Below are 26,298 nucleotides of genomic sequence, written 5' to 3' on the forward strand. Positions count from 1 at the left end.
GCAATGCCCGGGACGTCCGTGCCGTAGAGCCGAGCCCACGCTCGGCTGCCTTCCTCAATAGCGTCCTACCAGGTTCAGATACCAGCCGCGGTGGGTGTAGTCGAACTTCGTCAGGTCATCGCTGAAGTCGGTGAAGTTGTAGCCGACGCCGACGCGGAAGTTGCGGCCGATATCGCGATCGACACCGGCCAACCACCCCTGACGGCGGCCGCCGTCACGCACATCCAGCAGGCGGTATTCCAGCAGGCCATGCCATTGGTAGTACAGGTCGTAGCGCAGCTGTCCCGAGGCAAAGCTGGTGGCTGAATCGAACCACGGGCCGGTGCCACGCCCGTAGCGCACCTCGCCTTCGCGGCGGGCGGCCTTCGCCGCCACTTCCCAGCGCTGATCGATGCGGTAGACCCCTTCCAGCGACAGCACCTGGGTGCGCTGGTCGTAGTCCACGCCGTTGACCTGGCCCATCGTCGACAGGTCATACAGGTAGCTGTAGCGACCGAACAACGCCCAACGGTCGTTGTCCCACGGACGGTAGGCGAAGCCGAGGTTTCCTTCGATGAAGCGCGCGCCCGCGACCGGATTGATCGCATCATCGGTATCGGCGTAGTTGAAGCGCGCCGCAATGCGCCAGCTGTCGTTGAGGCGATGGCTCAGCCGGTTGGTGCTGACCCACTGCGTGCGCCGCTCCGCGCCGGTATCGCGGTGCCACTCCAGCTTGCTCTGCCACTCGGTGCCCGGCGAGGTACGCCCGCCGGACAGGCTCACCGCCTTGCGGTCGACCTGGCCGGTGCTGGCGTCGAGCTTGCCGTTGCTCAGCGTGAAGCCCGCATTCCAGCCCACCGCTGGATAGAAATCCATGCCGAAGGTGTGCGCCAGCCCGGACTCCTGCCCGGATTTCAAGAACTGGCTTTCGTTGAACACGTTGACCTGGTCGGACAGCCGCCAGCGCTGGCCCAGGGTCCATCCATCCTGCGCATTGGGGCTGAACAACGGGTCGTACTCGCTGCGGTCGGTCGACTGGGTAAACGCACCGTAGAAGCTGTGCTGCGGGGTCAGCCGGTACTCGGAGTTGATCTGCGCCGCGGTTCCGCGATCGCCATCGCTGACTTCAGCGCCGACGGTGGACAGGTTGGCAAAGGTCCAGGTGCCGCCAGCCACCACCGCATCGTTGTCGGCATAACGGCCGTGGTCGTCGTCCACGGTCAACTGGCCACCGCCATACACATCCAGCGAGGTGCCGATGCGATGGGTGTAGCGTGCGGCCGCCAGCACGCCGGCCACGTTGCCGCCACTGCCGCGATCCTCCTGCACCCGGCGCAGCTCGGCCGACAGTCGATCGTTGTCGCCGATCCGCCATTCGGCGGTTGCCTGCGCCTGGATCAGCGACTGCGCGCCACGACGTGCCTCGCTGTAGCGCGCGTACAGGCTGAAGTCGTCGGTCACATAGCCGAGCAGCTCAGCGCCCTGCTCGCGCACGCGCTGGCCGGTGTCGAAGCGCCCAACCGAGTAACCTCCGTCCACCTGCCGCCACCAGGCACCGGCGCTCCAGTCGCGCTGGGTCCAACCCAGCTCGCGCAGGTTGATGCGGGCCTCAACCGCCGTCGCCTCACCTTCGCGCGGCCCCTCTGGATTGAGCCGGCTGAAGCTGAGTCCGCCGTTGTCGGAGAAGAACACCGGCGCACTGGTCGCCTCGCTGCGGCTGTGCTCCACCTTCAGGTAGGTACCGCGGCCCGCCTGCAGAGTCAGGTCCGCACCCTTCAGCGAGTAGTCCTGACCGGCGCGCTGTTCGTCCACATAGGTGGCGCCCACCGCCACGTGATCGCCGAACCAGTGTTTGCCACGAACGCCGGCGGTGATGTCATCACTGTCAAAGCCGGTCGGCACCCATTCGTAGTCGACAATCAGGCGCTGTTCGTAGCCGTCCAGCGGTACGTCGCGACTGATCCGGCGCAGGTTCTCGCGGCTGACCTGGGCCAGCGGCCGGGTCAGCAGGATGCGGCCCTGCAGGGCATCGATCTCGTAGTCGGCGCCGCGCACCATCGGCACGCGTTGCTCGACACGGCCGGTGGTACGGTCGCGGATCTCCAGCACCACCTGGTCCGAGCCACTGAGGATGCTGGCATGGCGCAGGTAGTACAGGCTGCCGCCGGTACCGATGAACTCGCTGTGGCCGGGCGCGGTTTCGGCCTGCGACCCGAACAGGCGCAGTTCGCTGCGCGCATCGCCCCAGGCATTGGCACCCCGGGATCGCCACGACAACGCCGCACCGTACAGAGAGCGCACATACTGCGCGTACTCGGTGCCGGTCAGCCCGGTGTTGTAGTTGCCCCACAACGCCTGGTTCTTGTCCCAGTCCAGGCGCAGGTAGAAGCGCCCCATGCTGTCCACATCGCGCTGGGTCAGCGAATCATCGCCGTAGGTCGGGTAGTACAGGTCGGGGTCGAGGCGGCGGAACAGGTCGCGCGGATCGGCGGTGGTGAAGCCGGTGAACAGCTCGTCCAGCGGACGGTTCTGGGTGTCGGCCTGCGCAGTCAGAAGGTAGCGGCCACGGGTCTTGGCCTTCAGGTAGAAGGCCAGACGACCATCGCTGAGCACGTCATCGTTACGCTCGCCGCGGGCAAGGTCCTGCCCTGCCCCGCTGGCCTTGTTCTGGTACACGGTGATGTCGGCCAGGCCGACACCGAACAGGTACCGGCCACTGACATCGACCTCCAGCGTGCGTGCGATGGCCGGCGCATCCGGCCGTTCGACGCGCACGTCGAAGGCGTGGTGGCCGATCGGCATCAGGTACTCGGCAGCGAACTTGCGGTCCTGGTCCAGCGGATAGCTGTCGCCGTTGATCTTCAGCGCGGCGCCGAGCGGCAGGTCACGGCCACGCAGGCGGACCCGCGAGCCGTACACCGGGATGTTCTGCTGGCGCAGGCCGTTGCTGTCGAACACCTGCTGCAGCAGCGACAACGACGCTGCCTGGTTGGCATCCACCGCAGTCCCGCGGCGGAGCGAACAGAACTTCGCCGAGGGCGAGCTCCATGCGTTCGGTCCCAGCCTGCGGCGACGGTGGCAGGCGCACGCCGAAGCTGAAGCGCGTCGGCACGCCTTGGGTGACCCGTCGCAGCAGCGGATTCTCGGTGGTCAGCTCCGCTCCGGCCGGTATCGTGGCCGGGTCCAGCTTGATGATGAAGTTGCGTCCCAGGCGTGCATCACCGCCGTGGACATCGGCCAGGTGGTAGCGCCCGAACGGATCGGTCTCCACCAACAGGCCTTCCACCGTGGCCAGGCGCACGCCCGGAATGCCCTGCTCCTGGATGCCCTCGTTGCCGATCACATAGGCCACTTCGTAGCCGTCGGCCACGCGTGCGATCTCACGGCGGACGGTCGGCGCGGCGGCGGTCAGGCCCTTGCCGGCATCGCCACTGAGCTGCACGCTCGTGCCCCCCTGCGCATCCATCCGCAAGCGATGCCCCTGTTCGCTCTCCAGCACGAAGTCATCGCTGAAGGCCAACTCGCGCAGGCGCTGGCGCAGCACCACCTGATGCACCTCGACGGTGTCGGAGGTCGACGCGCGTCCGTGCACCACACCGATCTGCACGCCATGCAGCAGCGGCGCACTGGCATCAGCCAGCGGTTGCGGGCCTTCACCACGGTCCAGCGTGGTCGAGCCCGGCACATAGGCCGCAGCAGCGAACCCGCCTTGCACTCGCACGCCGCTCAGCTCGGCACTGTCCTGCCAACCGTCGCCGTCGCGATCGTCGAACACGGTGCCGAACACCAGGCTGTCTTCCAGCAGCGGGTCCGCATCCATCGCCACTTCAGCAGTGGCCACGTTCGACAACGGACTGCCGTCATCGGCAGTCGCTACCGCCTGATTCACGTGGGTACCGCTGCGCACACCGGCGCCCACCCGCAGCAGATAGGTGATGGTGGCACTGCGACCCACCGCGATGTCCACCGCACCGATGCGCAGCGGCGACTGGCTGCTGGCCAGCGCGAATGCACCGTCATCGTCGGCCACGCGCATCGAGCCATCCACGTAGCTGAAGCCCGGCGGTGGTGTATCGACCACCACGCCATCGCGCCAGTGGCTGCCTCCCACGTTCTCCACCACCAGCTGGTAGCGCACCAGGTCGCCCACTTTCACCCGACGCGGGTTGGCGGTCTTGGTGATGCGCAGCGAGAAATCAGAGATCACCTTGTGATGCGTCTCGCAGGTCGTGCACTCCGGGGGCGGCGAGCCATCCGGGTACTGCCCGCGCAGACGATTCAGCACCTGGGTCCGCGCTTCCTGGTTGACGATCGCCTGGTAGACGTATTCGTGGCGACCAACCGGTGTACCGCTCGGCACCGTGCAGACGATGTCCGCGCCCTGCTGCGCACATCCAGCGGGCAGGCTTTCGATGCTCAACCCTGCATCAGGTGTATCGACCAGCTGCAGCGGCTGGCGCAGGGCAGCGCGCTCAACGGTGGCAACCAGGGTGTAGCTCAGGCGGTCACCTGGGCGAACATCAGTGCCGCTGGCCGGGCCGGACTGCTTCTCCAGTACCACACGCGGGTCGGCCAACGCATGTTCGGTACTGCAGTCGCCGCTGCAGGTGGGCGTATCACCGCCACCGCCGAGCACCGCATTGCGTACACTGCCGGTGGCCTGCGCATTGACTCGCGCGCGATAGCCCAGTGTGTAGGTGCCCGGCGCGGTCCCGGCCGGCAGCGTGCACACCAGTGGGTTGCTGCTGTTGCAGGTGAACGGACCGGGCTGGGTGACCGACTGCAGGTCGAGGCCGCGGCCCAGCGTATCGGTCAGGGTCACCACATCCAGCGTCTGCGAATTGGCGACCGTCACCTCGACGCTGTAGTCCACCGCGTCGCCGATATCGATCGGCGCCACCGTGCTCGATTGCTTGCGGTAGGTCACCACCGCCGACAGCACCGGCGTGGTGGTGCCGCAGTTGCTGGTACAGGTATTGGTGCCGGTGCCACTGCCCAGCACCGCATTGCTGACGCTGCCCTTGGCCTGCGCGTTCACCTTTGCGGTGTAATCCACCGCATAGGTGCCCGGTGCGGTACCGGCCGGCAGCGTGCACACCAGCGGATTGCTGGCGTTGCAGCTGAAGCCCTGGCTGGCGGTGACCGCGCCGAAATCGAGACCCGGGCCCATGGTGTCGGTCAGGGTGAACAAGGACGTGGTACGCGAACGGCTGACCACGGCGGTGAGCGTGTAGGCGATGCTGTCGCCCACTTTCACCGCACCTGCAGCGGCCGAGGTCTTGCGGTAATCGATCTCGCTGCCTGCCACGGGCGTGGTGGTATCGCAGTTGGCCGTGCACGACGGATTGTCGCCACCACTACCCAGCACCGCGTTGGTGACCTGGCCGCTGGCCTGCGCATTCACTACGGCGGTGTAGGACAGGCTGTAGCTGCCCGGCACGGTACCGGCCGGCAGCGTGCACACCAGCGGATTGGCGGCATTGCAGCCGTAGGCGCCTGTGCTGGTCACGGAACCGAAGTCCAGACCGGTGCCCAGGGTGTCGGTCAGGGTCACCACAGCGGTGGTACGAGAGTTGGTCACCACCGTGGTCAGTGTGTAGGTCAGGCGATCGCCCACCGACACCGGACCGGTGCTGTTCACCGACTTGGCGTAGCTCACGCCCGGCGTTGCCACCGGCGTGGTGGTGTCGCAGTTCACGCTGCACGACGGCGTGTCGGTGCCGCTGCCGAGCACGGCATTGCGCACGCTGCCGCTGGCCTGTGCGTTGACTGTCGCGCCGTACGTAAGGCTGTAGGTGCCAGGCACGATGCCCGCCGGCAGTGTGCAGACCAGCGGATTGGCGGCATTGCAGGTGAAGGCTCCCGCACTGCTCACGCCTGCGAAGTCGAGGCCGTTGCCGAGGGTATCGGTGAGGGTGAGCACACCCGTCGTGCGTGCACGAGTCACGGTCACGCTCAGCGTGTAGTCGATGCGGTCACCGACGCGCACCGGGCCGCCGGTGGATGCCTGCTTGGCGTACACCACCTGCGGACTGGCCATCGGCGTGGTGGTATCGCAGCTGCCCACGCAGGACGGGTTGTCGGTGCCGCTCGGCACCACCGCATTGCGCACCTGGCCGCTGGCCTGCGCGTTGACGATGCCGGTATAGGAGAACGCGTAGCTGCCCGGCACTGTGCCAGCCGGCAGCGTGCACACCAGTGGGTTGCCCGGCACGCAGCTGAAACCGCCGGCATTGGTCAGACTGCCGAAGTCCAGGCCGGTACCCAGCGTATCGGTCAGCGTGGCCACCGCCGTGGTACGCGCATCAGCCACCACCACGGTGACGGTGTAGGCGACGCTGTCGCCCACCGCGACCGGACCGGTCGTACTACTGGCCTTGGAGACTGAGATCTTCGGTGCCGCCACCGGGGTGGTGGTGGTGCAGTTGCTGCTGCAGGTCGGCGTATCTGTGCCGGTGCCGACCACGGTGTTGACCACCTGGCCGCTGGCCTGCGCGTTGACGGTGGCGGTGTAGCTCAGGCTGTAGGTGCCCGGTACCGTGCCGGCCGGCAGCGTGCACACCAACGGATTGGCCGCATTGCAGGTGAACGAGCCGGCATTGCTGACACTGCCGAAATCCAGGCCGGTGCCCAGCGTGTCGGTCAGGGTCAACACATCGCGGGTATTGCCATCGGCCACGGTGACGTCGACGGTGTAGCTCACCGTCGCACCCACCGCGACCGGGCCGGCCGTGTTGGAAAGCTTGGCATAGCTGACGCGCGTCACCGGCACGGTCACATCGCTGCGCGTGCAGTGGTCGGCGTCGTTGCAGCTGCTGCCCGGCGTTGGCGGCGTACCGTTGTTGAACGGATCGTGGCCACCGCCCACGCTGGCGTGGTTGGTCAGTACACCGGTCGCTGCTGCGGTGACCGTCACCGGCAGGGTAAACGCCGACGTGGATCCCGCACTGCCCGCTGCGGCCAGGACCTGGTTGCTGGTGCAGGAGACATCCTGGCCGCTGGCGGTGCAGCTCCAGTTGCCGCTCACATGCACGCCCGCCCAGTTCGCGACGATGCCGGCAGGCAGCTGGTCGCGCACGGTGATCACACCCGCAGGCACGTTCGGCGGGTTGCCGGTCGGCACATCACTGGTGTTGCTCACCGTCAGCGTGTACTGGGTTCCGGCCTGGCCGTAGTTCCAGATGCCACCGGTAGCGTTGTTGCTCTTCACCACCTTCAGCGATGGCGCGGTGATGGTGATCCGGTGATCTTCCACCTCGCCGTCATCGGCCACGCCGGTCGGGTTCTGGATCTGTGCCGCGTTGGTGGCATAGCGCAGGCGCACATAGCTGGTGCCGGCACTCACTGTGTTCGGGACACTCCAGCTGAGGTTGGCCTGCCCGCCGCTGCACGCCGCGATAGTGCTGCGCTCATTGGCATCGAAGCTGCCATTGCGGTTGAAGTCGATCCAGCCGGCCACACTGCCACTGCCCACGCAAGCCACCGGTTGGTTGATCTGCGTGCCGGCCTGCATCACGGTCAAGCGGTAGCTGCTCGGCCATGCATCTTCTTCGCGGCTGCCAGCAACGGGCGAGTTATCGTCACCCAGCGCATCCAGGCTGTAGCTGCTCTGCTGTTCGGTATCCGGGCCGAGGCTGCCAAGAAAGTCGGTCAACGGCGGCGCCAGGCCGCCCGGTGTGTACGCCGCGGTGTTGATATTGAAGTTGCTGCTGCCCTGCGGAATGCCATCGGAGCGGAACTGCAGGTCATCCACCACGTGCATCGCATCGCCGTAGCTCTGCGGCGCATCGCCGAAGTCGGCGTAGGGCACCAGCAGGCCGATGGCGATGGCGGTGGTCCCGCTGCCACGCATCGAGAAACCCATGTTCACGGCCAGGTTGCCAGGCGCATGCGCAGCGTTGTCGAAGCTGAGGAAGGTGACCGCCGCCGTGTTGTCGTCGTTGCCGGGGCCGAAGCGGATCACCTGGTTGGCGCCGCTGGTCGACTTGTTGACCAGATACGGCGTGCTGTTGGCCAGGTTCTTGCGGACCTCGACCACGTTCCAGGTGCCCTGCGCGCTGGCTTCAACGAACTCGCCACTGTTGTTGATCGACTCGGCGTCGGCCATCACCACGCCACGCAGGCGATAAGGCGCCCCCCCCACGGTCGAGGTGCAGGTGATGCTGAAGCTGGATGTACCACCGGCACGCGCAATGCCGGCAATCAGCTGGTTGCTGCTGCCGGTACCGCCGATGTTGTACAGATCGTCGAGGCTGTCACCGCCAAAGTTGCCGGGACGATAGCTGCGCAGCACGTTGGTCTCGGCCGTGTTCAACCGGCAGTCGACGCGCAGGTTGATGCCCGATGCGATGGGCAGGTCGATCGATGACGTCGCACCATCGTTGAGTACGACGTTGTTCACTCCGTTGGCACCGCCGCCCCAGGTCAACCACAACACCGTGTTGCGATACGGGCTGCTGCCGCCGGTCGCATACGCGGCCGCCCACCCCAACGACGGCACTGCCATCGACAGCAGCAACAGCAGGCCGCGGGTGATCCAGCGCCCGGGTTTTGAGCACTGCTGGGTTTTCTTGGGATGAACGCATCCACCGCCCGCGCGAATGCGCGACGTCGTCGACTGCCACATGGTGATTTCCCCGGTCGGCTCGCGTGGAGCCGCTGTTCAGTGGGTCGCGTGGGACGAGCTCATGGGCCTGGCCACACGCGCGGACGCACGTTCTGCCGGCTCCATGGCCACTACAACCGTCCCTGGACCCCGTTGGTCAGGTATGAAGTTCTGCAACTACGATACCGCACTGCAGCAAAAGTGTGATGAATGTCTCATTTAAATTTGCCGCTTCCGGCGTTATTCGACGACCACAGTTGTAGCAACCCGGAAGTGCGACACCGTGCACGATTCCGGCAGTGCGAACGCCCTTTCCGGCAAGACGTCACGCGAATTCGGCGCGAGTTGTACGCCGCAGCACATCGCGGCGCATTGCGCGCCGCGGACACCCCTATCAGGCCGTCCCAGCACCATGACGGAACGATGCGAGCAGCGTGGAAGCTGCAGATGCCGGTGCCATGCGGCCACGCGCAAGCGACCAGGTAATGCCGTAGAAGCAGGTCCAGTAGAAGTCCGCCAGCCACACCGCGCTGAATTCGACGTTGAACTCGCCTGTCTTCTGACCACCCAGGAAAAAGGCTTCGAATCGATCGCCTATCGGTGCCCAGCGTTCTGGCAGCAGATGCAGGTCACCCTGCCGCTGCTGCTCTTCCATCATCCGCGCGAACACCAGGGTCACCAGCTCCCAATCGGCGAGCAGCGTGGTGGTGACCTGCTCCAGCACATGCTGTGCATCCGCGCCATCGTCGAACCAACTGGCCGCTGCCTCCAAGCGCTCGAAGCCTGCGGCGAACAACGCCTCGTCGATCGCCTCGCGGGTCGGCGCGAACCGGTACAGGGTGGCGCGACTGATGCCGGCACCCCGCGCCAGCTCACTGAGCGTGCAGCGCGGATGGCTGACCAGGGTGCCCGCCAGGGCGTGGTGCAGGTCGCGGCGTGGGCGGGCGGTGGCGGGTCGCATGAAAGGGTCGGAAACCGGGGGTACGAACACGCTAGCATGAATCATCAATTAATAAACTGAATCAAAAGTGATTCACCCGAATCACAGATGCGCTACAACGGAGCTGCGTCCGGTGCACCCGGGTCGGTGCATGGCAGGGAACGCGTCACAGGCATCGAAGGAGAAAGGCCATGCTGCATCCACTGCGCGATATCGCTGTGCTGTTCGATGCCAGCGACACCGGACAACGCGTACTGAACATCGCCTCCCACCTGGCACAGGCACAGCAGGCACATCTGGTCGCAGCGTCCACTGCCCAGCATCCCACCGACATCGCCAACGGCTTCGCGCGTGGCGCCGGCATCGCCGCCGCGCTCGATCATCAAGCGCGCGCCGACGCGGCCTGTACCGCACAGTTGATGCAGAACCTGCGCGCACTGTCCGAACCACTGCAGATCAGCACCGAGCTACGCATCGTTTCGGATTATCTGGGCGGAGCCGACCTGGCCCTGCAATCGCTGTACTGCGACCTGATCATCGCCGGCTATCCGCATACACCCGGGGCCCCCAGCGGCTGGCGGCCCCTGGGCACACTGCGCCAGACCGGCGTGCCGATGCTGCTGGTGCCGCCGCACTGGCAAGGCGATCAGGTCGGCCGCCGCATCGTGGTGGCCTGGAATGCCAGCAAACAGGCGCGTCGCGCAGTGGCCGATGCGCTGCCGCTGCTCGCCCGTGCGCAGGCCGTGCACCTGCTGATGGTCGACACGCCCAAGACCGAAGGCGCACCCGGTACCGAGATGGCCCAGCATCTGGCGCGGCACGGCGTTGAAGTGGAAATACAGGCGATCAACTCGAGCCAGGGCGGCATCGCCGCGACCATCCGCCAACACGTGCTGGACGCCGAAGCCGATCTGCTGGTTCTGGGCCCCTACAGCCGCAGCCGGGTGGTGGAGCGCGTGCTTGGCGGGGTCACCGAGGACCTGCTTGCCGAAGTGCCGGCGCCACTGTTCGTATCGCACTAGTCCCACCCTGCCCCGCTCGGCGGTAGCCGGTCAGCGATTGACCGGTATGCCGCCGGAAATACCGGCACAGGTACGACGCATCCTCGAAACACAGGCGATCGGCAATGCGTCCGATCGGCAACTCGCTGTACGTGAGCAGCGCCTTGATCTCCAGCACCACCTGGCGGTCGATCAACGCCTTCGGCGTTTCATCGAAGCACTCGCGGGTCAGCTGCGAAAGATAGAACGGGGTGATGCACAGCGCGTCGGCATAGGACTGCACGTCGCGCTGGCGCGTGCTGCGCTCACCGACCAGTTCCCAGAAATTCCAGGCAAAGCGCTCGCGTCGGCTGACCTGCGCCACGGCCACACTGCGCGCCGGCAACAGCGTTGCGAATTTGAGGAAAAACGTCTGCAGCAGGTTGCGCAGCATCACGTGACGATAGCGGCCGCCATTGTGCTGCGCATCCATCAACTGCTGCAGCCAGCCCTGCAGCAGCGGCACGTCCAGCGGCGACGGCACGCAGTGGGGCTGATCGTGCAGGAACTTGAACAGTGCATTGGGCAGCACATAGGCCACCTCCGATGCCAGCGCCTTGGGCATCAGGCAGACCACCGCCAGAAAGCCGCGAGAGCGCTGCCGCAGCAGCGCCAGCGTGTCCTCTGCCAGCACCAGCACATCGTGCCGCTGCACCGCTACCTCGCGGAAGTTCAGTGCAAAGCGTGCGCGCCCCGATACGCATACCAGCACCGCCAGATAAGCGTGGCCGAACGACAACGGGACGCCTTGCCCTTCGGCCAGCGTACTGACCTCCAGGCGCATGGATTCGTCCTGGTCCAGGAGCTGGGGTACGCGATCCATCGGCCGATCCGGCTGTATTCCGGGCCCCAGCATACCCGGGCTCGGCCACCCGTTGTGAAAAGTACCGAAACCATCAAGGTCCCGCCCTGGGCCGATCGCGCCTGGCGACCTAGCCTGTGCACTCTCTTTGTTCCCGTGGAATTGACATGCAGCTGCACACCGAACGCTTGATCCTTCGCCCCTGGCGCGACACCGACGCTGCCGATCTGTACGAGTACGCCCGCGACCCGCGCGTGGGCCCCATCGCCGGCTGGCCGGTGCACACCAGCGTTGAGGAAAGTACCGAAATCATCCGCACCGTCTTCAACCGGCCAGAGGTCTACGCGCTGCAGAGCCGCGAGGACGGCCACGCGATCGGCTGTGTCGGCATCCTGATCGGCACCGACAGCAACTTCGAGATCAGCGATCGAGAGGGTGAGATCGCCTACTGGATCGGCGTTCCGTACTGGGGCCACGGACTGGTGCCCGAAGCGGTGCGCGAAGTGATGCGGCACGCCTTCATGCAACTGGAACTGGACGCACTGTGGTGCGGCTACTTCGCTGACAACCTGCAATCGCTCAGCGCGCAGAGCAAATGCGGCTTCCAGCATCACCATACCGAAGTGAACAAGTTCAACAGCTTCCTCGGCGACTACCGCACCGAGCACATCAGCCGCATCACCCGCGAGCAATGGTTTGCCCTGCAGGCCACCTTGCCAGCATGAGCGAAGTTCAGGCCGACGTGCGCTGCATGAACAGAAGTTCCGGCGTCGAGGACGCATCAACCTGCTGGAAACCGAGGTCGCGATACAGGATCACGGCGGCGGTGTTGTCACGATAGACGCGCAACGTGAGGCGCTGCACACCGGCTTCGCGCATGGCCTGTGCACTCAAGGCCTGCATGAGCAGCCGGCCAAGGCCGCGCCCGCGTGCCAGCGGGGAAACAATGATGCGGCCCAGGTGCGCGGTACCGGCGTCGGTCATCCAGTACTGGCCAAAGCCCAGGCACTGGCCCTGCTCGTCAAGCAGCGCCCAGCCCGGCCGCAGCCCGAGTTCGAGCACCTGCGCGAACCGTTCCTGCGGCAAGGGAAACGGCACGCCGGGGCCCGCCCAGCGCTGGGTGGCCTCGGCGGAATCAAGCCAATCGGCAATGGTGGCGTAGTGGGAAGGCTGGACGGCGCAGAGGCTTGGTTTCATGACCCGCATGGTGCGTCATTCGTGGCGGTTAGACACGCTGCATGGCGACACTTGAGTTTTGTCATAGGACAATAAACAATTCCAGATGTCCAGCCCATTCCCCCTTCGGGAGATCCCATGTTCAAAGGCCTCAGCGCGTTTCCACTGACCCCGCTCTCTGAAGCCGGCATCAACTTTCGTGCGTTTGCCGGACTGGTCGAGCGCCTGGCCGATTCCGGTGTTGATTCGATGGGCGTGCTTGGCTCCACTGGCAGCTACGCCTATCTGGAGAAGCACGAGCGCAAGCGCGTGCTGCGCGAAGCACTCGCGCACGCCGGGGGTGTTCCGGTGATCGCCGGCATCGGTGCATTGCGTACCCGCGATGTGCTGGAACTGGCCCTGGACGCCGAGGATGCAGGTGCTGCAGGCCTGCTGCTCGCCCCCGTGTCCTACCAGCCCCTGAAGGATCACGAGGTGCAAGCGCTGTTCGAAACAGTATGCGCAGCGGTGCGCACGCCGATCTGCGTCTACGACAATCCGGGCACCACGCATTTCCGCTTTACCGATGCACTGCACGGCCGGATTGCGGCGCTGCCGAACATCGCTTCGATCAAGATTCCGCGCCTTGCTGATGATCCCGTCGAGGCTGACGCGCGCGTTGCTGCACTGCGTGCGTGCGTTCCCGCACATGTGACGTTGGGCGTCAGTGGTGACGCCTCGGCGGTGCGAGGGCTGCTGGCGGGGTGTGACGGCTGGTATTCGGTAACCGCCGGGCTGTTCCCCGAGGTAGCGCTGCAGATCATGCGGGCCGTGGGTAGTGGCGATGAAGAGGGTGCTATTGCCCTGTCTGCGCGGCTGGCGCCGCTGTGGTCCCTGTACGACCGGTTCGGCGGGATTCGCGTCATGGCCTGCGCGGCGGCCCTGCTGGGACTGTGCAGCGAGAACTGCCTGCCGTTACCGTTGCAGGGGCTGCGGGACGGTGAGCGCGAGGAGGTGGAGGCGGTGCTGGGTGGGCTGGGGTTGTTGTAGAACCCCGGAGTGCGGTGGCCAGGCGCTATGGCGGGTGGTGACCCCGGCCCGATTCGAACGGGCGACCTTCCCCTTAGGAGGGGGATTTCGTCGCCCGATCAATCAACGACTTACGAAGTGCATGGGACCGGCGTGGGTCCATTTTCGTTCAAACACCCCGCCGTAGCTGCTGCAGCCCTGCCCTCACCCACGCCTTGCGCGCGTCCTTCGGACGGGGCTTTGTCGCCGGCGGCTTGGCCGGCTCCAGCGCTTCCTTGATCCGCGCCGTAGCGGTAGCCGTGGCCTCAGCCAGGCGCCGGGCTTGTTGCTGCTGCTCGCGGGTCGGTGGCAGGCCGGGCAGCGGTTCGAGCGGTTCTCTCGGCGTCGTGTCCAGCAGCCGGGCCACGGCTGCGCGCAGGCGCAGCTCTGGGTACAGCCTGACCGCGCACCAGCGCTCGGCATAGCGCTTGCCCTGGGCGAGACTGGCTGCCCATTCGTCCTTGGTCTGCCACATCTTCCGGGCATCGAGGTGCACACGCACCCCACGGTCCTTGGCTGGGGAAACCTGGGCGATCTGTCGACCGCTCCACCACAACACCCAGCTCTCCCCCATCTGGACCCAGCCAGAGGGAACAGGAGCGGTGCGGAAGCCTTGGTAGCCGTGCGAGGGAAGTATGGCCAGGTATCTTGGCCGCCTTATAGGGTTTGGCCTCAATCCCCCATAGACACCGCTACGTTGCTTGGCTTTGCCCGGTGGCTACCCAGAAAATGATGCTTCAGAACCAACGATACATCAGGTTCACTTCTAGCGGTCCATTTCGTCCCTAATAAATACCCGGGGTCCACGTCACCGTCCCGCTAAAACGGCGATTGCCAAACAGCAGGTCGCCACGATTGCCGGTCACATCAACCTCGAACCAAGGCAACCCATCGGCGGTCGCAGGGCGTACGTACAACTGCTTCTTCGCACGACTGAACTCAACGTAATACTGCCGACGGGGCATTGGACTAGGTGCGCCAGACCATTGGACCTGTACTGCCCCCGGGTCTTCGCTGCCGATCAAGAAAAGATGAAAACTGAAACCTACTTCCTCTACGCCGAAGTGGAAGAGGTCAGAACTCGCAGACACTGGCGTGATTGGCAAGAACGCCATTGCAGCAGCCAGCACGCACCCCTCTGTGAATGAACGAAGACGAAAGTTATGCATCACGCATCTTCCTAGCCGCGACTATGCGGCAGCGAAATGACTGTAGCGCCGGCACAAGCCGGCAGCAACCTCGATTCGGCGCCACCTGTTAGAGGGCTGCCATCACCAAACGCTAGGGCGGGGCACCCTCGCCCACAAGAAGCCGGCGCGGCGCTGCTCACGCGCATCCGGGTTGAGCTGCCTGCGGCCCCGGATCCGGCAAGGTCAGGATGCCCCCCGTGTCCGGCCGGCGCCATCGGGCAATCTTGTGCCGATGCGTCGGCTTTTCCCTACACCGCCAGCTTGTGCCTGTTCAGGCCTTCACATTCGCCAGTTTGCAACTGATTGCAACAAACGTAATGCTCCACACTTACATTTCATGCAGTCATTGCTGATAGGTTCCACCTCGGGGAATCCATCTGCATAGGAGGTGCGTGATGTTCACTACTCAGACTAAAGCAACAACCGGATTGGTCGGAGGATTGCTTCTGGCCATGGCATTTGCAACGAACGTCGATGCCCAACCGGCGCAACCGGCGCAACCGCAAAACAAACAGCCACTACCTACAGTGGCTCAGAGCGCGACAATCTTCCATCAACTTGAGCCCGAGCTGCAGCGGTTTGTTGATAAGCAAGAGCGCCTGACAGGCCAAGAGCGGCGCGTCCTGGTCAGAATCAATCCAGAGCCATCCACTGGCACCATTTGGATTGACTTGGATTCAGGCTACCTCCCCAAGGGCCAAATGGGGTTCAGCCAATCGCTCGGTGACAAAGTGCATGAAATCAACTTTGAGCTTTCAGAACTCCTGAACGGATTTGTTGATTTCAAGTTTGTACGAACCCGAATCGGCGGGAGAACCCTGGACGAAATTTTCCCTCCTGAGTATATGAAGAGGAGAAAGCAGGGGTTGAGTACACGAGCAGCCGCAGCCGCCCCTGTACCAGGTCTAGTCGTACTGAACCCTGGCCATGGAAAGTACTTCCACTACGGTAAGAATTCATGGGAGTACCAGCGTCCTGATCCCTACGCCGGCACTACCAACATCCACGAGGACTTCATCACTCCCAACTATGCTGCCCAGGTAGGCGCCTTTCTTGATCAAAGAAGTTACGAATACTCCACTGATATCCGCTATACAAGGGCAATGAATGAGGCGGGCATTGACCCTGCAAGCAACTTGCAATGGTCGGAACTTGCAGCCCGTTACTACCTGAAGCGGATCCTTCCAGACCAAGGCGCCACCATCTGGAATCGTTTCCCGAACGGCAATCCGTCAGGCCCCGCTCTGCGTGATTACGATGAAGACCTGGTCGCTCGTCCCGAGTACGCTAACCATATCAACGCCGAGACCTACCTTTCGTTCCACACGAATGCAGCCACACCATCCGCACGCGGAGCCCTGATCATTACAAAATTGAATGACCCCGCCTCGGTACAGCTCTCTAACAACATCCTCTGCTACATGAAGGAGCTGATCCAATCGAGTGAGACGTATGCAGACTTTGCTATTCGCCCAGACCTCTTAGACGGAACCAGTAAGGCCGAAGTTCGCGACGCAGATATGCCGACCGCACTGATTGAATTCGGCTTCCATACCAACACCGAAGATGCAGTGGCACTTCAGGACAACGAATTTCAATCCTTGGCCGCACGCGGCGTTGAGAAGGGATATCGAACGTACAAGAAGGGCGAAACGGATTGCCGTCCGCTGACAATCAAAGACGCACCACCGGTCACCGGTCCGCATCGCACCGAAATCCCTTACACCGTTCAGATTTCCGGATCCCCCACTTACCCGCTCTATCTGCGCACCAAAATTGTCACCTGCCCGGAGGGCTACCGATGCGGCCAGGATTCCGAGCAGTACATCTTTCCAGGCGATACACCCGATACGTTGGGTGCGACAGCCACGTGCGCCGCTACACGCCCCGTCGCGGGAAGCGTAATCGTGGTTGATCGTTACTTGGAAGATAGCGACGGAGTGAGAAGCCCCTTGGTTCGTAGCTCTATCACTTGCACATAACGCGCGGTCGCTTCTGAAAATTGACTCCTTCGAATCAATTCAGCGGCCTTGCCCAAGGCCGCTTTTTTGCATTACTAGTTCAATGTCTCCCCAATGCTGATTCCACTAAGCCTCGCGAATCTGGACGGCACAGTACATGGGCGCCATCTGGCCGCGACAGCGGTCGTGCCGGCGCGGCGCTACTCAGTCGTTCCAGTTGAATTTCAATCTATGAATCGGAAGATTGAGCTATGCCTATAGATCTGTTTGAAGCGCTCGAATCCTCACGCTTCAGGTACGGCGACGCGGCGTTCGAAGATCTACCAGAAGTAGATCGAGTGCTCACATCCATTTGGTGGTTGGAGGCTGATGTTAATAATGGGGGCTTCGACCAGTATTACTTCAACAGCTCAGGAGACTCGGCCTACTATGCTCCTTTAGCACTCCGGACGATTGGGGCACCGATCATGGCTGGCATCGTGGAGAAGGCCAATTCGAGGTTCGGTCCAGGCGGACCGCCACCTTGTCGGGAAGAGCGTCAAGAGGCATTGCTCGCAATGCGAGATGGGCTGTGGGACGATCTTGACGACCAGTTCTATGCCTATCCTGAGGATCTTTCAGCACTTCTGGAAGCGTTCCTCGAATCCCGGTGAAGCAGCACAAATGTAGACGCCTAGGTGCAGCGACTTTGTGCACCGGAACCACAGCGGCACCCCTGTCACAGCGCGACCGTCGGCTGCCCCGCTTCCAGATGCCTCCTCCGGCCAGTCGAACTCCTCAGGCTGCGGCAGCAGCGCACGCACCTGGTCCCACGTCTCGATGCAGGCGAGCCACTCCATCACCCCCCTACTTCGACACCGATCTGGTCACTCTCAGCGATCTTGCTGTCGGAAGCCGACACACTCTTGTTCATGTTCGGTAACTCACCTTCGATGCTGCAGCGATAACCTGCATCCGGTCCAAAGTAGTGCTCGACCCGCGTCACCAGCCATTCCCCATCGACGCCTTCGCGATAGCCCTTCATGGTCATCACGGCTTCGGCGCGAATGTCGGGATTCCCTGGCGTGTCAACGGTGATCGTCGCTTCGCCGCGCGCCCGCTTGCGCTGTTCAGCCTTCGCCGCCTCCAGGGCGCTCGCCTGGTCCTTGTAGCCAAGGTTCAAGCGGCGAACAGGGTCGCCACTACCTACCGTCACTTCTTTCCGCTTGGCCATCTTGTTGTCGCGGTAGTACGCAACAACCGTGCCGGCGCTGTCGCGGCTGGCCAAGGTAACGCGGAAGTTCGCCGTGATGTCCGGCGTCAGAGTGAGCGTCGGCATTGCCTCGCCACCAGCAGTCTTCGCATCTCCCCGCTTAACGAACAACAGCTTGCCGCCAGCCGGCTTGGCAATGGCGTCGTAACGCTTGGCCAAGCGGTTTAGCAAGTTCATGTCGCTCTCGCTGGCCTGATCCGTATGCGGCAGCTTGATCGAGGCCAGTTCAGGCGATACGGCCGATTCCATGCCGTGTTCGCCCGCGATCTTCTTCACCAACGCACCGATGATGGTGTCCTTCTTCCAGCTGCGCGTCTTCTGCGTCTGAAGGTCGGTCTTACCACCCTTGCTGGCCTCGTACGGAGCCGCACGCGCCCGGATGATCATTTCGCCCGGGTAGCCGCTCAACTCGACTTCATCGAACACGAACAGGCCCATGCGGACCAGCCCACCGTTGTAGCCCAGAAACAATTCAAGTTCGCCGCCCTTGGGAGGGATTGCAATGGGCTCGTCAGGAATGTTGTCGGCCAGCGCGATTTCCAGCATGTCCGACGTGGTTCCAGCTTCGTCGGTCAGGCGAAGACTTTTCAGGCGGTCGGCGATGGCCTTCGTGATGTCGTCGCTGTTGGCGGTAATGCGGAACTGCGGCAGATATTCATCGCTCAATCCCACAACGACACCACCTTGCGTTCGCTTGCCGGATTCTGGATCTCCGGCAGTTCAATAATCAGACCTGCCGGAATCACGGCGCCATGATCGGCCAGGCCGTGGTTTGCATCCAGCACCTGCTGCACGACAGCCCACGCGCTGGTGTTGTACTGGCGCCAAACGATGTCGTCCAACACGTCGCCTTGTTTGGTGATGTACTGCATTAGTCGAATGCCCGAATGGTCATCGTGAACTCCAGGCGTCGCGCATCGCCGTTGGAATTGAAGAACGAATGCGATTCTTCAATGCCCTCGATCACATACTTCCCGATCACATTGCCCTTCGCAGAGATAAGCTTCAAGGGCTTGTTTTCCGGTGCAACGGCGACGATCTGACTGGTCGATCGGATCCCCTGCCAATCCGGGAAGACCACACACGGCAGTGTCCATCGCTCCGGGCCGTAGCCGGTAAACTGCAATGCATCCACTTGCCCGAAACGCTCCTGCCCCGCCCAGCGATAACTGGTGCTGCGCGACCACTCCTGCGCAGCTGCAGTCTTCACGCTGAACTTGAACCCGCCCAGCATGAACATGACCGGCGCGTTGCCCGTCTGGCTCGACAGGAATTTCCCAATCCGATTGGTCGCGTCGCGGCGAATGTTGTCCAGGATGCTCATCAGTCAGCCAGTGAGCCGCGCTGCTTGACCTGCTCGGCGCGGCGTTGTTCTTCGGTTATTCGGCGGGCCAGATCGCGGTTCGACTCGCCCGGTTGCTGGGTGATGTGGAACGTGTTCGTCTGCTGTACGGCGGTCGGACCGACAGCACCGCTGCGCGAACCTGCCATGGCCGGCTGCGGCAGGTTCCGTTGCGGCTGCGGAACACGACGCGGATCGGCCGCCGACGCGGAAGATGCGCCAACGGCAAGGGCAGGTGCCTTCGCGGCATCGCCCACGCCAACAGCCGACTTTGCGCCGTTCCACACCCCCCTGGCGGCATCGCCGACGCTGGCAGCCCTGTCAGTAATCCAGCTGATGCCATCGGTGACGGGCTTCAGGCGGACCATGATCCAGTCGATGGCGCTGCTGACAACGTCCTTCACCTTGTCCCAGGTGTTCGCCCAGATGACGACGATCAGGCCCACGGTCGTGCCGATGGCCTCGCCGACCCACACGACGGCTTTCACGACGCCGCCAAGGACGGTAATGGCGACTTTCAGGTTCGTGGCCAGCAGCTGGCCGAACACACGGCCGATCTGCGCGGCCGTCGATAGTTCTTCCTGGCTCGCGGTCACCGGGTCTATCAGCTTCACCAGCCACTCCCACGCCTGGCCAATGGCGCTCGACAGCATTTCCCACGCCGGCTTCAGCCCCTGCAAAGCGTTGAACAGCCCGCCGAGTACCGGGCCTAGTGCTGCGCTGAAACCCTCCCATACCCCGCCAAGAAAGTCTTTGATCGGCTCCCAGTACTTGCGGACCAACAGTGCACCAGCAACCAGCACTCCAATTGCCAGGGTTACAGGCCCGCCACCGATGGCGGCAGCTGCCGCCGCAATCCAGCGGAATGCACCAGCCACACGCAAGGCGATCGGGGCCACGCGCCCAAGAGAAGCTGCCAAGCCACCGGCTCGGAAGCGGGCCACCGCTGCGGCGACCTGAAGGAACGGTCCCTTGACGAACGTCCAGGCGTACCCCAGACCCAGCGCGGCGACGCGCAAACCGACGAACCCGGCGACCAGCTTCGTTGCCCCCACCACCAACTGTGGGTTCGCCTGCACAAAGGCCGTGGCCTTGTCCATGAACACGCCGAGCTTGCCGGCCGCCTCACCAATGGTCGGCAGCAACGCCGTGCCAAACGCCTTGGCCAGGTTGTCGGCGGAAATCCTCGCCGCCTTCATCTGCTCGGCTTGCTGTCCCATCATCAGCGCGAAGTCGCGATCGGTGGTGCCGGCAGACCCGGTCAGCGCCTGATCCTTGATGCGCTTGTACTCTTCCCAATTCTGGATCATCGGGCGCAGGAACGACTGCACCTGCATGTCCTGGAACAAATCACCGATCTTCTTCTGGTCACCGCCGGTGGCCTTCATGATGGACTGCATGGCGGCTTCGAACGGGTTCGCACCGGTCGTCTGCGCATCGGTTATGATCTTGTAAAGGTCAAGCCCGAAGTTCTTCTGCGCCTTCTTCAGCGTTTCAGGTGACATCATCTTCACCATGAAATTCTGCATGTTGTTCGCAGCTTCATCGGCACTGGCAGCACCCTTGCGTGCGATCTCCAGCGCAGCGCCCATCGTGGCCACCGCCTCACTGCCGCCCATCTTCAATGCCACGAACGATGAGCCCAGGACCGGCAGCACCTTGGCCATGTCCTTCAGTTCGACATTACCTTCCTTGCCGGCCACGGCCAGCATATCCAGCGCACCCTGCAGGCCTTCAGGCTTGATCTTCAGTGCGTCGATAAGCGTGAACGATGCCTTGGACAGGTCTTCGATGTCAGCGCCGGCAGCCGTGGTGGTGCGGCCGATGGTCCGAATGCTGGCTTCGGCAGTCGTTGCATCCAGGCCAGCGGCCACCAGGAAGCCGATAGCCTTCTGCAGTTCATCGGCGCCCTGGTTGGTATCCTTCGACGCGGCCAGGATCGTCTGCCCCAGCTTGGCCACTTCGTCGCCGGTCATGTTGGCGGTGTTGCCGATCAGCTGGTTTTCGCGTGCGAAGTTCGCAGCGTTCATCACCGGCTTACCGATGGCAAAGCCGGTCCCGACCGCGGCCCCCACCGCTCCCATCATCTGGCCGCCCAGTGCCGAGCGGCGCGCCATGTTCGCATCGACCGCTCGCTGCGCAGTGGCCAGGCGGGTCTGCGCCAAGCGAAGCCGGTCCGATGCCAGGGTCAACTGCTCGTAATCACGGCGCAGGCCGTCCACATTCTTGCCCATGCGGCCGAAGGTCTGGATGGAATTGCCCAGTAGCCGCTGGCGGCGCTCTACATCAACGATGGCTTGGCCGATCTTCGTCAGCCCATCTTTGGTGGAACCCAATGCAGATCGGAGGCTCGACGAAATCGAACCTCCGATCAGAACCGATGCCTTCAAGGTCTTGGAAGCCACACCTATCTATCCTTCTGCAGACCTTCCAGATACCAAATGAACCTGGACGCGGGGAAGGCCATGATTTCAGCCTCAGCCCAACCGGTATGCGAGGCCAATGCCAGCACACCGCCCCGGATGTACTCGCGCGTCAGGCGGTAAAAAGCCCGAAGCCGGCCTGCACGCGCTTGTAGTTGCGAAACTTCAGGTTGCGCACATCCTCGGCACTGATCTCCATCAGGTTGGCAAACAGGTGGACCTCATTGGAGGCGTCGTCGCCGCCGCTGGCCTTCTGTGCAGCTTCCAGGTCGCGCACGGCTGGCTCGCGCAACCTCAGCACCGATACCTTCGCGCCACCGATGTCAGCCGGATTGGCCAGCGTGATCTCCACGCCACCGTCGTATTCCTTCAGGTAGTCTTTGCTCATGAACGGACTTTCCCGTGATGGTGAATGAGGCCGGCAACGGCTCAACCCTCGCCGACGATCCTATGTATGCATCGCCGCTTCAGATGCCTAGCGCGTTACGGATTGCGCCCAGCACATCCACGCCGTTCTTCACGAAGACCATGTTTTCAACGTCCACCTCGTGAATCAGGCGTGCGCCATGCATTTCCTTGTAGTAGGACAGCGCCACAGTGATCTTCAGCGACGGCATTTCGCCGGGTTTGATGGTGCCGGGGTCTATTTCCCTGATCTTGCCGCGCATGTTGTGGACGACGGCGGCCACGGTGCCGTCAAAGGACTCCATCGCCTGGCGTGCGGTGAACTGCACCTGACCTCCCTCGGTGACGCCAAACAACGCCAGCACATCGGGGTCATAGCCGGACAGGGTGAAATCGCATTCCAGCTTTTCGTGGCCCAGGGTCAGCTCCAGCGGACCGTGCATGCCGCCGGCGCGGAATTCCTCGGTCTTCAGCGTCAGCTTCGGGGCGTTGTACTCGACGATCTGCCCGGCCTGGCCCCAGCCATCGACGAACAGATTGATGTTCTTGCGAACGTTTCGGGCTGCGGACATGTCAGAAGATCTCGGTGATGTAGTTGTCCACCAGGTGCGAACGGAACGTCAGGCGTTCAGCCGGATAGACGGGGGTGAAATCGAAGTCCCAATACACCTGGCCGTTCTGGATGGCCGCAGCACTGTTCAGCTCCGGATCCAGCCAGCATTGACCGCCCAGGATCGCGCCCTGCGCCTTCAGGCCGCGCAGGAAGGCGTTCACGCCCTCGCGCACGTCCTCGACATAGTTCTTCGTGATGCCGCGATCCACGGCCCACAGATGGGCGGCCTGAAGGCTGTCGGCGATGATGTCAGCGGTGCGGACCACGCACAGGAACTGCCACTTCGGGTCGCTCGACAGCGTGCGATTGCCCCACAGGCGAAAGCCGGATTCGCGGATGATCGTAGTGACGTTCTTCCCATTCAGCAGGTTCGCACGGCTGTTCACGTCGCCCATGGTGAAGTCGATGGCGCGTTCGGTGCCGGTGATGCCGTTGATTTCCTTGTTCGAGGGTGAGGCCCACCAGCCGACGTCGTTGTCGGTCTTGGCGATGACGCCAGCAACCACCGCAGACGAATAGACCGTGGTGGTCAGGCCGTCGTCGCCGGTCTTCAGCACCCGCGGGTCCACCAGGTAAACGCGCTTGGAACCGAAGTCGCCTGCGGTCTGTATGGCGTCGTCGTCGTTGGTGCTGGGGCCGTCTGCGACGATGGTCGCGCGCAGGCGCTCGGCAATGCCAACCAGTTCGGCGACGACGGCGTTCGCGGTGTTGCCGAACGCGGCGGTCGCAACAGCGGCCGTGGCAGGGGTTCCGCCAGTGAACACAACGGTGGGCGCGCTGGTGTAGCCGCTACCAGGGTTGGTCACCTTGACTTCCACCACCTTGCCAGCGTTCGCGCCACTGCCAAGCACGGCTTCGGCCATCGCGCCAGTGCCACCGCCGCCAGTGAACGAAACGGACGGCGCAGCCGCGTAGCCCGCGCCCTGGTTGGACAGGGTGACAACGGTGATGCCACCCTGCGTGCGCTGATGGGTGAAGCCCGGCGCAATCAGGATGCGCGGTTTGTATCCGGTGACGGACTTCGCGGCCAGCAGCGCCTGCACGCCTTCATACGCACCGGTCATGGCGTTGGCGCCGCCCAGGACGTTTGCGAGGGTTTCGGCGTCGGAAGCGCCTCCCTCGACACGGACCACGATCACGGCCGCGCCGGTTTGGTCGAAGATGCTGTCCAGCGCGTCCGGCAGGGTGCCGTCGCTGTGGCCTTCGTCAGCCGGCAGAGCCAGCAGCTTCGCGGCCTTCGCGCGCGAACCGGCAACCATGACGGGCTTATTCAGCGGAAACTCGTTTTCATCGGCGCGCGGCGCAGTGCCGACAATGCCGATCACGCTGGAACTGGCGGTCTGGATCGGGCGCGCACCATCGTCGATGGTGATTACCTCGACGCCGTGCAGGAAATCGGTTGCCATGTGATGGGTGTCCGGTGGGTGATACGGTTCTACTGCGAATGATGGCCGCCACTATGCGGTCGTTCCACTTCCGCGATTTCCGCCGAGGTCTTTCTGTGCTTCGCCTGAGTGCGGCCGCCAATTGACGCTTCCCTCAACATCAATACAGCGTCAGCAGACCAGGGGCTTCATGACGGCAGCTCCGATGAAAGAGCACCACCTGAATCATAGGAAGCCGTGCCCTTCGCCGCCCATAGATTCGACACGTCCACACCGCCGACGCGATACCCTACATCGGCGCGTTTGCTTCCGAACTGGATATGCGCATAACGACGACTCAGGTCCGCGCCACCAACACGCCGACCGGTGTCCTGCGAATAAGGCCCTTCCACATACGCGTCGAACAGGTCGTCGAAATCGATGCTACCGCTACGGTATCCGCCTGGCATATCAGCGACCCGCCTTCAGTTTTCGAACCTCGGCCGCAAGTTCCTGGATGGCCTTTGCCATCACCGGCAGCAGCTGGTCCAGCTTGATCGACGGCACGCGCTCGCCGTTGAACTCCACGCCCTCCAGGTCCACAGCTTCCGGCACCAGTTCGGCCAGCTGTTCGGCGACAAAGAACAGGCGGCGGCGGCCGTCGCCGTTGTACTCCGGCTTGTAGTGGCCGGCGGCAAGCTCCATACGCTCGACAGCCGCCAGGCCATACGGCACCGGGCCGTCAATGTCCTTCAGCTTTCGCGACGAACCAAAATCATAGCCGCTGATCGAACCGATAGCGCCGGCGGCGGTGATCCAGGCGACAGCGTTCAGCAGGTCCGTAATAACCGCGCGGCTGTAGAAATAATGCCCGCCAGAGCCACCGCCACGGTTGTTAATGTATTCGTTCTGCCCGCCACCTACCGGGGCGATGTTCCACGCGAACTGAAAACCCTGCGTGGAAGCGGACGGAGCAAAACCAGTGAATCGCGGGGATGAGCCAGTGATCGGACGGTTATCCAGCTCCGTCTGAAGTCCACTAACGTCGCCAACCACGTGCAAGTGCGCGGACGGCGGAAACAGTGACGGCCTGTTGTTGACTTCGGTCCAGTTCGGCCACCGGGTCGCTGTTTCCGGCGCGCCGTTGATGTCACTCCATGAGTGTTGATGCGCGCTCGGCGGGAAGCTTGTCGGCTTCCCGGTGACTTCGCTCCACGCTGACCAGCGCTTGGCGTAATCTGGCACATTCAGCAGCTGCGACCAGTTGATGCTGGAGGTCGCCAGCCAGTTCGGCAGGCCCAGGTTAAGCCGCGCCAGGGACTTGTCCGGCACATCGGCCAGATTCTGAGGACGCTGTAGAACATCGGTCTTTCCAAGCTCCTCGTTCTGCACCACCGTCACCTTCGTACCCGCCGGATACGATGAGACCAAAGCGATCTTCGTTGGCCCGGTCTGGCTGAACTGGTCACTGCGAAGACGCGTCCCGTCGATGTAGACCGCGGCCCCTTCGGCAGTGATCTGCGCCAAGTCGATCACCGTTTGGCCCGCCGCCAGTGTCTGCGTTTCTTCACGAGAGAACACGATCACAGTGATGCCTTCGGTGACATCGATCCATTGGATGTCACCGTCTGCATTGGACTGCTTGGACAGCAGTTGCCCTGCAAGACCGCCAGGAATGATCGTCGCTGCACTGACGCTGTTCGCCACCCACGCTTGCGTGGCGACAGTCACGTTCGGGTCGAAAACGATGGTCACGACACTGGCGTTCGCGACCTTGAATGCCATCCTGACGACGGTATCGCCGAACGAACCTTCGTCGGCGGTCGGCTTGTACGCGTTCGGCACGTTAGCCACGGCGAACAGGTCGCCGTTGTTCGTATAGAGGCCGACTTCGCGGATGGTGAAGCCGCCAATATCCGCCGGGATAATCAGTTCAGCAAGGAACGCGGTCGGATCGTCCGGCATAACCACCAGGCGATTCACCGCGTGCCGGTAGCGCTCGCGGGCCAGCGTGTTCTGTACCGGGTTAGGCGTCACCGGGTTGCCGTTGCCATCACCGACAGCCATGTCGGTCAGCACGATCTGCGTGCCGGCGACCGAAGCGGCGGCGACCAGCTGAAGCCCCTTGTTGGTCAGGATGGTTTTATAAGTCGCCATTG

At 63.3% G+C, this 26,298-nt stretch carries 20 protein-coding genes; 5 read left to right on the top strand and 15 right to left on the bottom strand.

Features of this window, described 5'->3' with window-relative positions; all coding sequences use genetic code 11:
* Positions 1-54: 54 nt before the first annotated feature.
* The 3 genes from AC07M7_RS13675 to AC07M7_RS13685 all read right to left on the bottom strand — a co-directional run bounded on the left by AC07M7_RS13675 (position 55) and on the right by AC07M7_RS13685 (position 9,545).
* Positions 55-2,979, bottom strand: a complete 2,925-nt coding sequence (locus AC07M7_RS13675; RefSeq protein ID WP_495207624.1) for a TonB-dependent receptor — start codon at positions 2,977-2,979, stop codon at positions 55-57.
* The gene (locus tag AC07M7_RS13680) at positions 2,864-8,605 is read right to left on the bottom strand and encodes a CshA/CshB family fibrillar adhesin-related protein (protein WP_495207625.1); all 5,742 of its coding nucleotides are present in this window, start codon (positions 8,603-8,605) and stop codon (positions 2,864-2,866) included. The genes AC07M7_RS13675 and AC07M7_RS13680 overlap by 116 nt, the downstream gene beginning before the upstream one ends.
* Before the next feature lie 373 nt (positions 8,606-8,978).
* Positions 8,979-9,545, bottom strand: coding sequence for a TetR/AcrR family transcriptional regulator (locus AC07M7_RS13685; RefSeq protein WP_495207626.1), 567 nt, complete (start codon positions 9,543-9,545; stop codon positions 8,979-8,981).
* 170 nt (positions 9,546-9,715) lie between these two features.
* Here AC07M7_RS13685 and AC07M7_RS13690 point away from each other — a divergent pair, with 170 nt between their 5' ends.
* Positions 9,716-10,546, top strand: coding sequence for a universal stress protein (locus tag AC07M7_RS13690; protein ID WP_495207627.1), 831 nt, complete (start codon positions 9,716-9,718; stop codon positions 10,544-10,546).
* Here AC07M7_RS13690 and AC07M7_RS13695 read toward each other — a convergent pair.
* Positions 10,494-11,387, bottom strand: coding sequence for a helix-turn-helix domain-containing protein (locus AC07M7_RS13695; protein ID WP_495207628.1), 894 nt, complete (start codon positions 11,385-11,387; stop codon positions 10,494-10,496). The genes AC07M7_RS13690 and AC07M7_RS13695 overlap by 53 nt on opposite strands.
* Positions 11,388-11,533: 146 nt before the next feature.
* Between AC07M7_RS13695 and AC07M7_RS13700 the strand changes: the two genes are divergently transcribed.
* On the top strand, positions 11,534-12,091 hold the full coding sequence (locus AC07M7_RS13700; protein ID WP_049421336.1) for a GNAT family N-acetyltransferase: 558 nt from the start codon (positions 11,534-11,536) through the stop codon (positions 12,089-12,091).
* Positions 12,092-12,098: 7 nt separating this feature from the next.
* Here the strand turns inward: AC07M7_RS13700 and AC07M7_RS13705 are convergent, their stop codons facing one another.
* A complete protein-coding gene (locus tag AC07M7_RS13705) occupies positions 12,099-12,563 on the bottom strand; it encodes a GNAT family N-acetyltransferase (protein ID WP_495207629.1) in 465 nt (154 codons plus the stop codon).
* A gap of 117 nt (positions 12,564-12,680) precedes the next feature.
* Here AC07M7_RS13705 and AC07M7_RS13710 point away from each other — a divergent pair, with 117 nt between their 5' ends.
* Complete coding sequence (locus AC07M7_RS13710) at positions 12,681-13,571, top strand: dihydrodipicolinate synthase family protein (protein ID WP_495207630.1); 891 nt, start codon at positions 12,681-12,683, stop codon at positions 13,569-13,571.
* Positions 13,572-13,719: 148 nt separating this feature from the next.
* Here AC07M7_RS13710 and AC07M7_RS13715 read toward each other — a convergent pair whose 3' ends face one another.
* Together AC07M7_RS13715 and AC07M7_RS13720 are read right to left on the bottom strand one after the other, a co-directional pair.
* On the bottom strand, positions 13,720-14,226 hold the full coding sequence (locus AC07M7_RS13715) for a hypothetical protein (protein WP_495207697.1): 507 nt from the start codon (positions 14,224-14,226) through the stop codon (positions 13,720-13,722).
* Between the two features lie 148 nt (positions 14,227-14,374).
* The gene (locus AC07M7_RS13720; protein WP_495207631.1) at positions 14,375-14,758 is read right to left on the bottom strand and encodes a hypothetical protein; all 384 of its coding nucleotides are present in this window, start codon (positions 14,756-14,758) and stop codon (positions 14,375-14,377) included.
* A 416-nt stretch (positions 14,759-15,174) separates the two neighbouring features.
* Between AC07M7_RS13720 and AC07M7_RS13725 the strand changes: the two genes are divergently transcribed.
* Both AC07M7_RS13725 and AC07M7_RS13730 read left to right on the top strand, forming a co-directional pair.
* Positions 15,175-16,761, top strand: a complete 1,587-nt coding sequence (locus tag AC07M7_RS13725; protein ID WP_495207632.1) for an N-acetylmuramoyl-L-alanine amidase family protein — start codon at positions 15,175-15,177, stop codon at positions 16,759-16,761.
* Positions 16,762-16,991: 230 nt separating this feature from the next.
* A complete protein-coding gene (locus tag AC07M7_RS13730; protein WP_495207633.1) occupies positions 16,992-17,393 on the top strand; it encodes a DMP19 family protein in 402 nt (133 codons plus the stop codon).
* A gap of 185 nt (positions 17,394-17,578) precedes the next feature.
* On the opposite strand, the gene AC07M7_RS13735 is transcribed toward AC07M7_RS13730, so the two are convergent.
* From AC07M7_RS13735 to AC07M7_RS13770, 8 genes are all read right to left on the bottom strand, one after another.
* Entirely contained in the window at positions 17,579-18,658 is a 1,080-nt protein-coding gene (locus AC07M7_RS13735; protein WP_495207634.1) for a contractile injection system protein, VgrG/Pvc8 family, read from the bottom strand.
* Positions 18,655-18,864, bottom strand: a complete 210-nt coding sequence (locus AC07M7_RS13740) for a tail protein X (RefSeq protein WP_495207635.1) — start codon at positions 18,862-18,864, stop codon at positions 18,655-18,657. The genes AC07M7_RS13735 and AC07M7_RS13740 overlap by 4 nt, the downstream gene beginning before the upstream one ends.
* The gene (locus tag AC07M7_RS13745) at positions 18,864-19,316 is read right to left on the bottom strand and encodes a phage tail protein (RefSeq protein WP_495207636.1); all 453 of its coding nucleotides are present in this window, start codon (positions 19,314-19,316) and stop codon (positions 18,864-18,866) included. The genes AC07M7_RS13740 and AC07M7_RS13745 overlap by 1 nt, the downstream gene beginning before the upstream one ends.
* Positions 19,316-21,739 carry a phage tail tape measure protein gene (locus tag AC07M7_RS13750; RefSeq protein ID WP_495207637.1) on the bottom strand — a complete coding sequence of 808 codons (2,424 nt, stop codon included), beginning with the start codon at positions 21,737-21,739 and terminating at the stop codon, positions 19,316-19,318. The genes AC07M7_RS13745 and AC07M7_RS13750 overlap by 1 nt, the downstream gene beginning before the upstream one ends.
* 130 nt (positions 21,740-21,869) lie before the next feature.
* Positions 21,870-22,145 carry a phage tail assembly protein gene (locus tag AC07M7_RS13755; protein ID WP_495207638.1) on the bottom strand — a complete coding sequence of 92 codons (276 nt, stop codon included), beginning with the start codon at positions 22,143-22,145 and terminating at the stop codon, positions 21,870-21,872.
* Positions 22,146-22,224: 79 nt separating this feature from the next.
* Positions 22,225-22,734, bottom strand: a complete 510-nt coding sequence (locus tag AC07M7_RS13760) for a phage major tail tube protein (protein WP_495207639.1) — start codon at positions 22,732-22,734, stop codon at positions 22,225-22,227.
* 1 nt (position 22,735) lies between these two features.
* On the bottom strand, positions 22,736-24,181 hold the full coding sequence (locus AC07M7_RS13765; RefSeq protein ID WP_495207640.1) for a phage tail sheath C-terminal domain-containing protein: 1,446 nt from the start codon (positions 24,179-24,181) through the stop codon (positions 22,736-22,738).
* 429 nt (positions 24,182-24,610) lie between these two features.
* On the bottom strand, positions 24,611-26,296 hold the full coding sequence (locus tag AC07M7_RS13770) for a phage tail-collar fiber domain-containing protein (RefSeq protein ID WP_495207641.1): 1,686 nt from the start codon (positions 26,294-26,296) through the stop codon (positions 24,611-24,613).
* Positions 26,297-26,298: the final 2 nt, after the last annotated feature.

The sequence above is a fragment of the Stenotrophomonas sp. GW821-FHT09E08 genome (assembly GCF_059416125.1).